10 protein-coding genes are annotated in these 13,837 nt (G+C 75.2%); 9 read left to right on the forward strand and 1 reads right to left on the reverse strand.

All coding sequences use genetic code 11. The features are described 5' to 3' along the window. Positions 1 to 341 precede the first annotated feature (341 nt). From RM572_RS11000 to RM572_RS11030, 7 genes are all read left to right on the forward strand, one after another. Positions 342 to 1,172 carry a TIGR03084 family metal-binding protein gene (locus RM572_RS11000; protein ID WP_311673091.1) on the forward strand — a complete coding sequence of 277 codons (831 nt, stop codon included), beginning with the start codon at positions 342 to 344 and terminating at the stop codon, positions 1,170 to 1,172. Positions 1,173 to 1,324: 152 nt separating this feature from the next. Further along, positions 1,325 to 2,974 carry an acyclic terpene utilization AtuA family protein gene (locus RM572_RS11005; RefSeq protein WP_394813586.1) on the forward strand — a complete coding sequence of 550 codons (1,650 nt, stop codon included), beginning with the start codon at positions 1,325 to 1,327 and terminating at the stop codon, positions 2,972 to 2,974. Continuing rightward, positions 2,971 to 4,575, forward strand: a complete 1,605-nt coding sequence (locus RM572_RS11010) for an acyl-CoA carboxylase subunit beta (protein WP_311673093.1) — start codon at positions 2,971 to 2,973, stop codon at positions 4,573 to 4,575. Before RM572_RS11005 ends, RM572_RS11010 begins: the two co-directional genes overlap by 4 nt. Positions 4,576 to 4,581: 6 nt before the next feature. Beyond that, on the forward strand, positions 4,582 to 6,711 hold the full coding sequence (locus tag RM572_RS11015) for an ATP-binding protein (RefSeq protein WP_311673095.1): 2,130 nt from the start codon (positions 4,582 to 4,584) through the stop codon (positions 6,709 to 6,711). A 25-nt stretch (positions 6,712 to 6,736) separates the two neighbouring features. Next, the gene (locus tag RM572_RS11020) at positions 6,737 to 7,918 is read left to right on the forward strand and encodes an acyl-CoA dehydrogenase family protein (protein ID WP_311673096.1); all 1,182 of its coding nucleotides are present in this window, start codon (positions 6,737 to 6,739) and stop codon (positions 7,916 to 7,918) included. Positions 7,919 to 7,979: 61 nt separating this feature from the next. Further along, positions 7,980 to 8,759, forward strand: coding sequence for an enoyl-CoA hydratase family protein (locus RM572_RS11025; RefSeq protein WP_311673097.1), 780 nt, complete (start codon positions 7,980 to 7,982; stop codon positions 8,757 to 8,759). Beyond that, positions 8,747 to 9,343: a TetR/AcrR family transcriptional regulator gene (locus tag RM572_RS11030; protein WP_311673098.1), complete on the forward strand. Its 597-nt coding sequence runs from the start codon at positions 8,747 to 8,749 to the stop codon at positions 9,341 to 9,343. The genes RM572_RS11025 and RM572_RS11030 overlap by 13 nt, the downstream gene beginning before the upstream one ends. Before the next feature lie 72 nt (positions 9,344 to 9,415). On the opposite strand, the gene RM572_RS11035 is transcribed toward RM572_RS11030, so the two are convergent. Then, positions 9,416 to 10,516 (reverse strand): citrate synthase 2, encoded by a 1,101-nt coding sequence (locus tag RM572_RS11035; protein ID WP_311673099.1) that lies wholly within the window; start codon positions 10,514 to 10,516, stop codon positions 9,416 to 9,418. A gap of 661 nt (positions 10,517 to 11,177) precedes the next feature. On the opposite strand from RM572_RS11035, the gene pdxH reads away from it, so the two are divergent. Both pdxH and RM572_RS11045 read left to right on the forward strand, forming a co-directional pair. Beyond that, complete coding sequence (gene pdxH, locus RM572_RS11040; protein WP_311673280.1) at positions 11,178 to 11,801, forward strand: pyridoxamine 5'-phosphate oxidase; 624 nt, start codon at positions 11,178 to 11,180, stop codon at positions 11,799 to 11,801. 447 nt (positions 11,802 to 12,248) lie between these two features. Further along, on the forward strand, positions 12,249 to 13,808 hold the full coding sequence (locus RM572_RS11045) for a PAS domain-containing protein (RefSeq protein ID WP_394813580.1): 1,560 nt from the start codon (positions 12,249 to 12,251) through the stop codon (positions 13,806 to 13,808). The last annotated feature ends 29 nt before the right edge of the window (positions 13,809 to 13,837 follow it).

Consider the following 13,837-nt stretch of genomic DNA (forward strand, 5'->3'; position numbering starts at 1 on the left):
AACGAGCGAAGCGAGAAGACGAAAGCCCGGCCACGGGGCGGCAGCAGCCCGACACGGCACCCCGGAAAGAGACCAACCGCCAAGATCGGCGCTGGCCCGCCACGTCAGAGAGGTGTGGACGCCAGCCCACCACCCCACCCGTCACCAGCGCCCTGAACGCGCCTGCCACCCCCCGCCCCCCTCCCGTAGCCCGCCTCTACACCCGCACCACCCCCAAACCCGCCACCCGGCACGACACCCACACCACGACTCACTGAAGCCTAAAAACATGCAAGCACGCTTGATTCTTTCCGGGTCGCCTGCCACGCTGAAGCTCCGACCCCTTCCTGGAGAGGTGCGTGGTGGCAGGAGCAGCCGATCAGGTGCTCGCGGATCTGCGGGCCGAGGGCGAGGAGCTGGACGCCCTGGTCGCGGACGCCTCCGCCGCACAGTGGTCCGCGCCGACGCCCGCGTCCGGCTGGACGGTCGCGCACCAGATCGCCCACCTGGCCTGGACGGACCGGCGCGCGCTGCTCGCCGCACGGGACGAGGCCGCGTTCCGGCAGGAGGTGGAGGAGGCGCTCGCCGCGCTGCCGGACGGTGGCTCGCTGACCGATTTCGTCGACGAGGGCGCCGCGCAGGGCGCCGCCGAAGCGCCGCACGCCCTGCTGGCGCGCTGGCGCGTCGGGCGTCTGGAGCTGGCTCGCGCACTGGCCGAACTGCCCAGGCCGCACCGTATTCCGTGGTACGGCCCGCCGATGGGCGTCGCCGGCATGGCCACCGCACGGCTGATGGAGACCTGGGCGCACGGCGAGGACGTGGCCGCCGCCCTCGGGGTGCGCCGGGAGCCGACCGTGCGGCTGCGGCACGTCGCCTGGCTGGGCGTGCGCACCCGCGACTTCGCGTACGCGGTGCGGGGGCTGGAGCCGCCGGGGGAGCCGTTCCGCGTCGAGCTGGGCTTCCCCGGGCCCGGCGGCGACGAGACGGCCTGGGCGTACGGCCCGGAGGACGCGGCGCAGCGAGTGACCGGTCCGGCGCCGGACTTCTGCCTGCTCGTCACCCAACGCGTCCACCGTGGCGACACCGCCCTTCGCGCCGAAGGCGCGGACGCGGAGCGCTGGCTGGACATCGCCCAGGCGTTCGCCGGGCCGCCCGGAGCAGGACGCAGGCCGACGACCGGAGGTGCACGGTGAACGCAGGTGATCCCCACGCAGGTGATCCCCACGCAGGTGATCCCCACGCACGTGATCCCCGCCCAGGCGATCCCCGCCCACGCGATCCGGAGGTGCTGCGTGTCGGCAACGCCTCCGGCTTCTACGGCGACCGGTTCGACGCGCTGCGCGAGATGCTCACCGGCGGCCCGCTGGACGTGCTGACCGGCGACTACCTGGCCGAACTGACCATGCTCATCCTCGGGCGCGACCGGATGAAGGACCCCTCGCGGGGCTACGCCCGCACCTTTCTGCGGCAGTTGGAGGAAGGGCTCGGGCTGGCCCGTGAGCGGGGTGTCGCCCTGGTCGCGAACGCGGGCGGCCTCAACCCCGCCGGACTGGCCGACGCCGTACGGGAGTTGGCCGACCGCGTCGGGGTCCCGGCGCGGGTGGCGCACGTGGAGGGCGACGACCTGCGGGCGCGGGGAGGCTGGGGCGAGGGGGTGCTCACCGCCAACGCCTACCTGGGCGGCGGCGGCATCGCCGCCTGCCTGCGCGCGGGCGCGGACGTGGTGGTGACGGGCCGGGTCACGGACGCGGCGCTGGTCGGCGGCGCGGCCGCCGCCCACTTCGGCTGGGCGGAGGACGACCTGGACGCCCTGGCCGGGGCGGTCGTCGCCGGGCACGTGCTGGAGTGCGGGGCGCAGGCCACCGGCGGCAACTACGCGTTGTTCGCCCGCGAGGGTGTCGACGTGCGCCGGCCGGGCTTCCCGCTGGCGGAGATACGGCGCGACGGGTCGTCCGTCGTCACCAAGCACCCCGGCACGGGCGGCGCCGTCACCGTCGGCACGGTCACCGCGCAGCTCCTCTACGAGACCGACCGGCCCCGCTACGCCGGGCCGGATGTCACCGCGCGGCTGGACACCGTACGGCTGGCGCCGGACGGGCCGGACCGGGTGCGGATCGAGGGGGTGCGGGGCGAGGCGCCGCCGCCCACGCTGAAGGTCGGGCTGACCCGGCTGGGCGGACACCGCAACGAGGTGGTGTTCGTCCTCACCGGCCTCGACGTGGCGGCGAAGGCGGCGCTGGTGCGGGAGCAGATGGAGGCGCACTTCGCCGCCGCACCCGAGGGCCGCCCGCGTGAGGTGCGCTGGACGCTCGCCCGCACGGACCGGGTGGACGCCGACGTGCAGGAGGAGGCGAGCGCGCTGCTGCGGCTCGTCGTCCGCGACCCCGACGAGGCGCGGGTCGGGCGTGGGGTGAGCGGCGCCGCCGTCGAGCTGGCGCTGGCGAGCTACCCCGGCTTCCACGTCACCGCACCGCCCGGGAAGGGCGCGCCGTACGGCGTGTTCGAGGCCGCGTACGTGCCGGCGGGCGACGTGCCGCACACCGCGGTGCTGCCGGACGGCCGCCGCGAGGAGGTCCCGGCCCCGCGGCGGACCCGGGAGCCGGCCGAGCTGCCGGAGCCGCCGCTGCCGGAGCCGTACGTGTCCCGCGGGCGGACCCGGCGGGCGCCGCTCGGCGCACTGGTCGGAGCGCGCAGCGGCGACAAGGGCGGCAGCGCGAACATCGGGGTGTGGGTCCCGGACGGCGCACGGGCGGAGGAGGTGTGGCGCCTCCTGGTGCACGAGCTGACCGCCGACCGGCTGCGCGCCCTGCTCCCCGAGGTCGCCGACCTGCCGGTGACGCGGTACGTGCTGCCGAACCTGCGGGCGCTGAACTTCCGCCTCGACGGCGTCCTCGGCGAGGGCGTCGCCGCACAGGCCCGCTTCGACCCGCAGGGCAAGGCGCTGGGGGAGTGGCTGCGCGCCCGGCACGTCGAGATACCCGAGGAGTTGCTGTGACCGCGCTGCGTTCCACGCTGGACGTCACCGGGGCGGACTACGCCGCGAACCGGGAGGCCATGCTGGAGAAGCTGGCCGCGCTGGAGACCGAGCACGCGGGCGCGGTCGCCGGCGGGGGCGAGAAGTACGTCGCACGGCACCGGGAGCGCGGCAAGCTGCTCGCCCGGGAGCGCATCGAGCTGCTGCTCGACCCGGACACCCCGTTCCTGGAACTGTCGCCGCTGGCCGGCTGGGGCAGCGACTACACCGTGGGCGCCTCGCTGGTGACGGGCGTCGGCGTGGTCGCGGGCGTCGAGTGTGTGATCAGCGCCAACGACCCCACGGTGCGCGGCGGGGCCAGCAATCCGTGGACGTTGCGGAAGGCGCTGCGGGCGCACGAGATCGCGCGCGCCAACCGGCTGCCGGTGATCAGCCTGGTGGAGAGCGGCGGCGCGGACCTGCCCAGCCAGAAGGAGATCTTCATCCCCGGCGGCGCGCTGTTCCGCGATCTGACCAGGCTGAGCGAGGCCGGAATCCCCACCGTGGCCGTGGTGTTCGGCAACTCCACCGCCGGCGGTGCGTACGTGCCGGGCATGTCGGACCACGTGATCATGGTCAAGGAGCGGGCGAAGGTCTTCCTCGGCGGTCCGCCGCTGGTGAAGATGGCCACCGGGGAGGAGTCCGGCGACGAGGAACTGGGCGGCGCCGACATGCACGCCCGCGTCTCCGGGCTCGCCGACCACTTCGCCGTCGACGAGCCGGACGCGCTGCGGCAGGCACGCCGCGTCGTCGCCCGCCTCCACCACCGCAAGGCGCAGCCCGACCCGCCGCCGGACGCCGTACGGCCGCCGCGGTACGACGCGGACGAACTGCTCGGCGTGGTGCCCGGTGACCTGAAGGTGCCGTTCGACCCGCGGGAGGTGATCGCCCGTCTCGTCGACGACTCCGACTTCGACGCGTTCAAACCGCTGTACGGGACGAGCCTGACGACCGGCTGGGCCCGGCTGCACGGCTACCCGGTCGGCATCCTCGCGAACGCGCGCGGCGTGCTCTTCAGCGAGGAGTCGCAGAAGGCCACCCAGTTCATCCAGCTCGCCAACCAGCGGGACGTGCCGCTGGTCTTCCTGCACAACACCACCGGCTACATGGTGGGCCGGGAGTACGAGCAGGGCGGCATCATCAAGCACGGCGCGATGATGATCAACGCGGTGTCCAACTCGAAGGTGCCGCACCTGTCGGTGCTGATGGGCGCCAGCTACGGCGCCGGCCACTACGGCATGTGCGGCCGGGCGTACGAGCCGCGCTTCCTCTTCGCCTGGCCCAGCGCCAAGTCCGCGGTGATGGGTCCGCAGCAGCTCGCCGGGGTGCTGTCCCTCGTGATGCGCGAGTCCGCGGCGGCGAAGGGCAAGCCGTACGACGAGGAGAACGACGCGGCGCTGCGCGCCATGGTGGAGGAGCAGATCGAGTCCGAGTCGCTGCCGATGTTCCTCTCCGGTCGGCTCTACGACGACGGCGTCATCGACCCCCGCGACACGCGGACGGTCCTCGGCCTGTGCCTGTCGGCCGTGCACAACGCCCCGGTGGCGGGCGCGCGCGGCGGCTTCGGCGTCTTCCGGATGTGAGGCGGGATGACTGCAGAGATCACCAGTGTGCTGGTCGCCAACCGGGGTGAGATCGCCCGGCGGGTCTTCCGCACCTGCCGCGAACGGGGCCTGGCCACCGTCGCCGTGTACGGCGACCCGGACGCCGACGCGCCCCACGTACGGGAGGCCGACGCCGCCGTACGACTGCCGGGCGACGCGCCCGCCGACACCTACCTGCGCGGCGACCTGCTGGTGAAGGCGGCGCTGGCCGCGGGCGCGGACGCCGTCCACCCGGGGTACGGATTCCTCTCCGAGAACGCCGGCTTCGCGCGGGCCGTGCGGGACGCCGGGCTGGTGTGGATCGGGCCGCCCCCGGAGGCGATCGAGGCGATGGCCTCCAAGACGCGGGCCAAGCGGGTCATGGCGGAGGCCGGGGTGCCGCTGCTGGCCGCGCTGGACCCGGAGGACGCGACGCCGGACGACCTTCCGCTGCTGGTCAAGGCCGCGGCGGGCGGCGGCGGACGCGGGATGCGGGTGGTGCGCGAACTCGGCGCCCTGGACGGCGAGATCCGCGCCGCCTCGACGGAGGCGGCGTCCGCCTTCGGCGACGGCGAGGTGTTCGTCGAGCCGTACGTCGAGCGCGGCCGGCACGTCGAGGTGCAGGTGCTCGCGGACGCGCACGGCCGCGTGTGGGTGCTCGGCACGCGGGACTGCTCGCTCCAGCGCCGGCACCAGAAGGTGATCGAGGAGGCGCCGGCGCCGGGGCTGGGCGAGGAGACCCGGGACGCGCTGCACCGGGCCGCCGAGGCCGCTGCGCGGGCGGTGGCCTACGAGGGCGCGGGAACCGTCGAGTTCCTCGTGGCGGACGACGGGCGGGCGTACTTCCTGGAGATGAACACCCGCCTCCAGGTCGAGCATCCCGTCACCGAGCGCGTGTACGGGCTGGACCTGGTGGCGCTGCAACTCCACGTCGCGGAGGGCGCCCCGCTGCCGGAGGAGGGCCCGCCGGTACCGCGCGGACACGCCGTCGAGGTCCGCCTGTACGCGGAGGACCCGGCGCGCGGCTGGCAGCCGCAAACCGGGCGGCTGCACCGCCTGCACGTGCCGGGCGCGCTGCCGTTCGGCGGCCGGGGCCGCGACGGCGAGGGGCGTGACGGCGAGGGGCGTGACGGCGAGGGGCGTGACGGCGAGGGCGCGGGCGGACCCTCCTCCGGCAGCAGCGGCAGCGGCGCCGGGCTGCGGCTGGACGCGGGCCTCGCCGACGGCGACCTGGTCACCGTCCACTACGACCCGATGCTCGCGAAGGCCGTCGCCTGGGCGCCGACGCGGCGGGAGGCCGTACGGCGTCTGGCGGGTGCGCTGGAACGGGCGCGCGTGCACGGGCCGGTGACCAACCGCGACCTGCTCGTCCGCTCGCTGCGGCACCCGGACTTCGCCGCCGGCCGTGTGGACACCGGCTTCTACGACCGGCACCTTCCGGACCTGGTCGCCGCCGGGGACGACCCGCGCGCGGCACGGCTCGCCGCACTGGCCGCCGCACTGGCCGACGCGGCCGCGCGGACCGCCGCGCCCGGCGCCGGAACGGCGGCGCGGATGGGCGGCTGGCGCAACGTGCCCTCCCGGCCGCACCGGAAGGCGTACCGCGCCGTTCCCGGGCCGGGAGGCGGCGACGCTGACGCCGGCGATCCGGACGGCGGCGACCTGGAGATCCGCTACCACTGGTCGGGCGGCCGGCCGGCCCCGCCGGCCGAGGACTTCCCCGGCGTACGGGTGACCCGGCCGCCCACCCCGGAGCGCGTCGTACTCGAAGCCGACGGCGTGGAGCGGGCGTTCGACGTCGCCCGGTACGACGACGGCCAGGTCTGCGTCGACGCGTCCCCCGGGGCCTGGACGTTCACCGCCCGGCCGGCGTTCCCCGACCCCGAGGACCGTACGGAGCCGGGCTCGCTCCTCGCCGAGACGCCCGGCACGGTGGTGCGGCTGGCCGAGGGGATCGAGGTGGGCGCCGAAGTGGCCGCCGGGCAGGCGCTGTTGTGGCTGGAGGCGATGAAGATGGAGCACCGCGTCACCGCTCCCGCCGCAGGCATCCTCCGCTCCCTCCCCGTCGCCCCCGGCGACCAGGTCCAGCCCGGCACCACTCTCGCCGTCGTCACCCCACCGGACACCGCGCAGTGAGCCACTCCGAGGAGAGGACCCGCTCATGACCACGCAACCCGCCGTCGCCGGCGGCCTGCTGGAGACCGAGGAGCAGCGCGCCCTGCGCGACGCCGTCGCCGCGTTCGGCAGGCGGTACGGGCGCCCGTACTTCGAGGAGGCGCTCCGCGCCGGCCGGCACACCCACGAGCTGTGGCAGGAGGCCGGCAAGCTCGGCTACCTCTCCGTCAGCCTTCCCGAGGCGTACGGCGGCGGGGGCCAGGGCATCACGGAGCTGTCCGTCGTCCTGGAGGAACTGGGCGCGGCGGGCTCGCCGCTGCTGATGCTGATCGTCACCCCGGCCATCACCGGCACCGTGATAGCCCGCTTCGGCACGCACGCGCAGAAGCGCGCCTGGCTGCCCGGTCTCGGCGACGGCACGCGGAAGATGGCGTTCGGCATCACCGAGCCGGACGCCGGCTCCAACGCGCACCGCATCACCACCACCGCCCGCCGGGACGGGACGGACTGGGTGCTCAACGGCCGCAAGGTGTTCGTCTCCGGGGTCGACATCAGCGACGCCACGCTCATCGTCAGCCGCACCGAGGACGCCCGCACCGGCAGGCTCAAGCCCTGCCTGTTCGTCGTGCCGCGCGACACCCCGGGCTTCTCCCGCCACCTCATCGACATGGAACTCGCGGCGCCGGAGAAGCAGTTCGAGCTGGTGCTGGACGAGGTGCGGCTGCCCGCCGACGCACTGGTCGGCGACGAGGACGCGGGCCTCCTCCAGCTCTTCGCCGGGCTCAACCCGGAGCGCATCATGACGGCCGCGTTCGCGCTCGGCATGGCCCGTTTCGCGCTCGACCGGGCGCTGGACTACGCGCGCACCCGCCAGGTGTGGAAGGAACCGATCGGCGCCCACCAGGCCATCGCCCACCCGCTCGCGCAGGCGCACATCGAGATCGAGCTGGCCCGCCTGATGATGCGGAAGGCGGCCGTCCTCTACGACGCCGGGGACGACACGGGCGCGGGCGAGGCGGCCAACATGGCGAAGTACGCGGCCGCCGAGGCGTGCGTGAAGGCCGTCGACCAGGCCGTGCACACCCTCGGCGGCAACGGCCTCACCCGCGAGTACGGTCTCGCCTCCCTGGTCACGGCCGCCCGCGTGGCCCGGATCGCCCCGGTGAGCCGGGAGATGATCCTCAACTACGTCTCGCACCAGAACCTCGGCCTGCCCAAGTCCTACTGATCCCGTCCGCCGCGCCGGTCCCCCCTTGTCCCGTCCGCCGCGTCCCCCCGGAGAAGACACCGTGAACGCCACCCCGAACCCGGACGAACCCCTGGTCCGCACCACGCGCACCGGCGGCATCGCCACCCTCACCCTCGACTCGCCGCACAACCGCAACGCGCTGTCCCGGCGCCTGGTCGCCGAGCTGTACGAGGCGCTGGCCGCCGCGGAGACGGACGACGCGGTCCGCGCCGTCGTCCTCACGCACACCGGCGGTACGTTCTGCGCGGGCGCCGACCTCGCCGAGGCGGGCCGTGCGGAGGGGCCGACGGACGCCCCGCTGGGCCTGGCCCGGCTGCTGCGGACCCTCGTCGCGTTCCCCAAGCCGGTCGTCGCCCGGGTCGCCGGCCACGTCCGCGCCGGCGGCACCGGCCTGGTCGCCGCCTGCGACATCGCCGTGGCGGGGCCGGGCGCGAGCTTCGCCTTCACCGAGGCGCGGCTCGGCCTGGCCCCGGCCGTCATCTCCCTGCCCCTGCTGCCGCGCGTCGACCCACGTGCCGTGGGGCGCTACTTCCTCACCGGCGAACGCTTCGACGCGCCCGAAGCCGCACGCATCGGGCTGGTGACGGCCGCCGCGCAGGACGTGGACGAGGCGCTGCAACCCGTACTGGACGGGCTGCGTCGCGGCTCCCCCCAAGGGCTCGCGGAGTCGAAACGGCTGGCCACGGCCGAGGTGCTGCGGGCCTTCGACCGCGACACCGATAGCCTCGCAGAACTCTCCGCGCGGCTCTTCGCCTCCGACGAGGCGCGGGAGGGCATGACCGCCTTCCTCGAACGACGGGACCCGGGATGGGTGCACTGACCGACGGCCCCAAGCAGGACCGCAGCCGCGTCACCCGCCGTCGGCTGCTGGAGTCCGCCGTGACCTGCCTCGCCGAGCACGGCTGGTCGGGCAGCACGGTCACGGTCGTCGCCGAGCACGCCGGCGTCTCGCGCGGCGCCGCCCAGCACCACTTCCCCACCCGCGAGGACCTGTTCACCGCCGCCGTCGAGTACGTCGCGGAGGAACGCTCGGCGATCCTGCGGGACCTCCCGTCCCCGGCCACCACGCGGGCGGCCGTGGAGACGGTCGTCGGCCTCTACACCGGGCCGCTGTTCCGGGCCGCCCTGCAGCTGTGGGTCGCGGCCTCCAATGAGCCGCAGCTCGGCCCCAGGGTCACCGCGCTGGAGGCGCGGATCGGGCGGGAGACGCACCGCATGGCGGTGGAGCTGCTCGGCGCGGACGAGAGCGTGCCGGGCGTACGGGAGACGGTGCAGGGGCTGCTCGACATGGCGCGCGGGCTGGGTCTCGCGAACCTGCTCACCGACGACAGCGCCCGCCGCGCCCGTGTCGTCGCCCAATGGGCCGCCCTGCTCGACACCGCGCTGTCCCGCCCGGTGAGCTGACCGTCCGTCCGGACCCCGGCCCACCCCGGCCCGGACGGACGGGCGGGCCGGGGTCCGGTGCGGGGGCGCCGGTCAGTGCGCGGCGGCGCCGTATCCCGGCACGTCGTGCGGGCTGCGGGCCTCGGGCCCGACGTACCGCGCCGACGGCCGCACCAGGCGGCCCGTCCGCTTCTGCTCCAGGACGTGCGCCGACCAGCCGGCCGTCCGGGCGCAGGTGAACATGGAGGTGAACATGTGCGCCGGCACCTCCGCGAAGTCCAGGACGATCGCCGCCCAGAACTCCACGTTGGTCTCCAGCACCCGGTCCGGGCGCCGGGCGCGCAGCTCCGCGAGGGCGGCCCTCTCCAGCGCCTCCGCGACCTCGAAGCGGGGCGCGGCCAGCTCCTTCGCCGTGCGGCGCAGCACCCGCGCCCGCGGGTCCTCCGCGCGGTAGACGCGGTGGCCGAAGCCCATCAGCCGCTCGCCGCGGTCCAGCTGCCGCTTCACGTACGCGGTGGCGTCGCCCTCGCGCTCGATCTCCTCGATCATGCCCAGCACGCGGGACGGCGCACCGCCGTGCAGCGGCCCGGACATGGCGCCGACGGCGCCCGAGAGCGAGGCCGCGACGTCCGCGCCGGTGGAGGCGATGACGCGCGCCGTGAACGTGGAGGCGTTCATGCCGTGCTCCGCCGCCGACGTCCAGTACGCGTCGACCGCGGCCACGTGCTTCGGGTCCGGCTCGCCGCGCCAGCGCTTCATGAAGCGCTCGACGACGGTGTCGGCCTTGTCGATCTCCTTCTGCGGCACCATCGGCAGGCCCTGTCCGCGTGCGGACTGGGCCACGTAGGAGAGGGCCATGACGGCCGCGCGGGCCAGGTCGTCGCGGGCCTGCCGCTCGTCGATGTCGAGCAGCGGCCTCAGCCCCCACACGGGGGCGAGCATGGCGAGCGCCGACTGCACGTCGACCCGGATGTCCCCCGAGTGCACCGGGATGGGGAACGGCTCGGCGGGCGGCAGGCCGGGGCTGAAGTCCCCGTCCACCAGCAGTCCCCACACGTTGCCGAAGGAGACGTGGCCGACCAGGTCCTCGATGTCCACGCCTCGGTAGCGGAGGGCTCCGCCTTCCTTGTCGGGTTCGGCGATCTCCGTCTCGAACGCGACGACTCCCTCGAGTCCGGGTACGAAGTCGGACATCAGGCGGCTCCTCGTGGTCGTGCCGGCGGGTGTGGCCGGCAGGTCGACGGCGACTGGTGACCAGGCGGGTGGTGCCGGCGGACCGGGAGTCCGCGCGTGCCGGACGTACCGCGTCGGTACGCGAGCCCTGTCGGACCGCGTGCCTCGTGCGCGCCGTACGGACCGCGGTCCCTGCCGTTCGCCCGGTCGGGTGCCGGGCGGTCGCCCGCCCGCTGCGGGTTCCCGGCGGACCACGTCCCGGAGGCTCCCCGGTCGTGCCCCGTGCGGCTGGAGGTCACCCAGCTCTGCCGGACGGCACACGATAGCCCCGTCTGTCGAAAGGCCACAGTGTCCCGCGGAGCGATTTTGAGGGACCCGACAGCTGTGAGGGAAGGGTGAGAAGCGGCACACTGCTCGATCATCGATCACAGGTGTATCCGCGGCAACGCGAGGGAACACGCGCCGCCCCGTCCCCTGACGTCCGCGTCCCGGCCCCTGACACCCCCGTCCCGGCCCGGCGACTTCCGCCTTCCCGGAACCGGAACTCCGCCGCGTGCGGTCCGGTGGGCGGGCCGCCCCGGCCGGGGCGGCGATGGGCCAAGATGGGGGCGTGCCACACGCCGACGACGCCTCCGCCCAGGCCCGGGCCCACGCCGGGCGCCCCACGCTCGACCCGGCCGCGATGCGCGCCCTGTACCGGGCGGAAGGACTCAGCGAGGACGATCTCGCGGCGGATCCGTACGAGCAGTTCGCGCTCTGGTTCGGGCAGGCGGCGGAGAGCGGGCTGCACGAGCCGAACGCGATGGTCGTCTCCACCGCCGACGCGGACGGCCGCCCCAGCTCGCGCACCGTGCTGCTGAAGCGGTACGACGCCCGCGGCTTCGTCTTCTTCACCCACCACGGTTCCCGCAAGGGCCGGGAGATCGCGGAGAACCCGCACGTGGCGCTGCTCTTCCCGTGGCACGGGATCGCCCGCCAGGTGATCGTCGGCGGCACGGCGCAGCGCATCGGCCGCGACGAGACGGCCGCCTACTTCCGCACCCGGCCCCACGGCTCGCAGCTGGGGGCCTGGGCCAGTGAGCAGTCCTCGCGCGTCGCCTCGCGAGCCGAACTGGACCGCACGTACGCCGAGCTGGCCGCCCGCTACCCGGAGGGCGAGGACGTGCCGGCGCCGCCGCACTGGGGCGGCTACCGCGTCGCCGCGGAGACGGTGGAGTTCTGGCAGGGCCGGGAGAACCGGCTGCACGACCGGCTGCGGTACGTGCGCACCGCAGCGGGCTGGGCCGTCGAGCGCCTCTGCCCGTAGGACGGGACGTCCGCTCGGGTGGGTCCGGGGGTCCGGGCATGGCCCGAGCGTGTCCGGGCGTCTCCGGGCAAGGGAACGGCCCGCGGGCGACTCCCTCCGCCGCGAGGGCGGAAGGGCGTCGGTCGGACGAGTCCGACGAGCCCGCGGGCCGGGTGACTGCTCGGGATTGGCCGGCGGTGCCGGCGTCACACTGTGACGTACGGCCCCTAGGCCGCAGCCACCTCACGCGTCCGGATCTCACTCACTACCGAACCACCTCCCTTCTCGTGTGCCCCACACGGTAGGAGGCGGTTCCCGGCACGGGCAAGCCGTTTTCCCGGCGGCGACGAATTTCGGGGCGGCAACGATTTACGCGCAGGCGGTGTGCCCCCGGTCACGTTTCGAGTTGAATGATCGGTGCGTGCCGCAGGTCGCGCAGCGCAGGCAGCGTCCAGCTGGGGGTGCCAGGTGACTGCTCAGTCAGAGACCCACTCCGACCACTCCGCCGCAGGTGGCGGGGGGAGTGGCGCCGTGGGGAAGAGTCGCGCCGAGCACGTCGGCGCCGACCCCGGCGGTGCCGCGGGCGGGGGCGGCACCGCCGGCTCCCCGGACGACGAGCTGCTGCTCGCCGCGCTCCTCGACGGCATGGACGCCGCGCTGTGCGCCTTCGACGCGGACGGCGTCGTCACCCACTGGAACCGCGAGGCCGAACGCATCCTCGGCTGGACCGCCGAGGAGGCCGTCGGGCGCCGCGGGCTGGCCGGCTGGGCCGTCCGCAGCGCCGACGCCGCCCACGTCGAGCCCCGGCTGCTGGGCGCCATGGACACCCCCGGACGCCAGGTCCACGAGTTCGCCCTCGTCACCAAGGACGGCGGGCGCGTGCTGGTGCGCACCCAGTCCTCCGGCGTCGCCGGTGCCGACGGCAGACCGACCGGCGTCTACTGCGCCTTCAGCGAGGTGCACGCCCAGATCGACCTGGAGCGGTCCATCGCACTGAGCGAGGCGCTCTTCGAGGACGCCGCATGGGGCGTCGTCCTGGTCGACGCCGACCTGCGGCCCGCCGTCGTCAACACGCACGCCGCGCGGGCCCTGCGCCTGACCTCCCGCACCGCCGTCCTGGGACGGCCGCTCGGCGAACTCCTCGACCACGGCCTGGACGAACTGGAGAGCGCCCTGCAGCACGTGCTCGCGCAGGGTGCGCCGCCCGCCCCGGCCGAGATCTGGGTGTCGCTGCGGCGCGAGGCCGAGCGCGGCGAGGAGGACGGCGAGACCGGCAGCCAGGCACCCGCCGCGGGAGCCTCCGGCGACGGGCGCCGGGGTCGCTGCTGGCGCAGCGGCTTCCTCCGCCTCGCCTCTCCGCTCGCGGAGGAGCCCGTCCCGCTCGGCGTGGCCTGGTTGTTCCGCGACGTCACCGACGAGAAGCGGGCGGCGCAGGACGTCTCCCGGCTCCGCTTCCGGGACAACCAGCTGCACCGCGCGGCGCGGGCCGCCGCAGAGTGCGAGAACCCGATGGAGGCGGCCGCCGTCCACCTCGACTTCTCCCTCGCGGGCTTCGCCGACCACGCGCTGCTGGACCTGCTCCCGGTGGGCGGCCCGGCGTCCCCGGAGGGCGGCCCGGCGTCCTCGGAGGGCGCCGGTGGCGCGCCGGTGCCGCTGGTGCGGGCGGCGGCCACCCCGGCCTCGTCTCACGGGCACGGTCCCGTCGTGGAGGCGGGCCTGGCCAGCGGCATCCCCGTCGGCTACGGGCCCACCCACCCGGCGGTCCAGGCGTACGACCGCGGCACGACCGTGCGCACCAGCGTCGGCGGTGCGGCCGTGCCCGGCTGGGCGCAGGGGCGCAAATGGCCCGACGGCACGGTGCACGGTCTCTGCGCCGTGCTCCGCAGCCGCGGCCGCACCCTGGGCGTCGTCACGTTCCTGCGCGGCTCCAGCCGCCGCGGCTTCGACCGCGCGGACGCCTCCTACGCCGAGGACATCGCCGTCCGCCTCGCCTCCGCGGTCGACCTCGCCCGCACCCTCCGCGGCTGACCGCGGCCCGGCCTCACGTACGCGTACGG

This window comes from Streptomyces hazeniae, assembly GCF_031845485.1.
In the GTDB taxonomy this organism is placed as follows: Bacteria; Actinomycetota; Actinomycetes; order Streptomycetales; family Streptomycetaceae; genus Streptomyces; species Streptomyces hazeniae.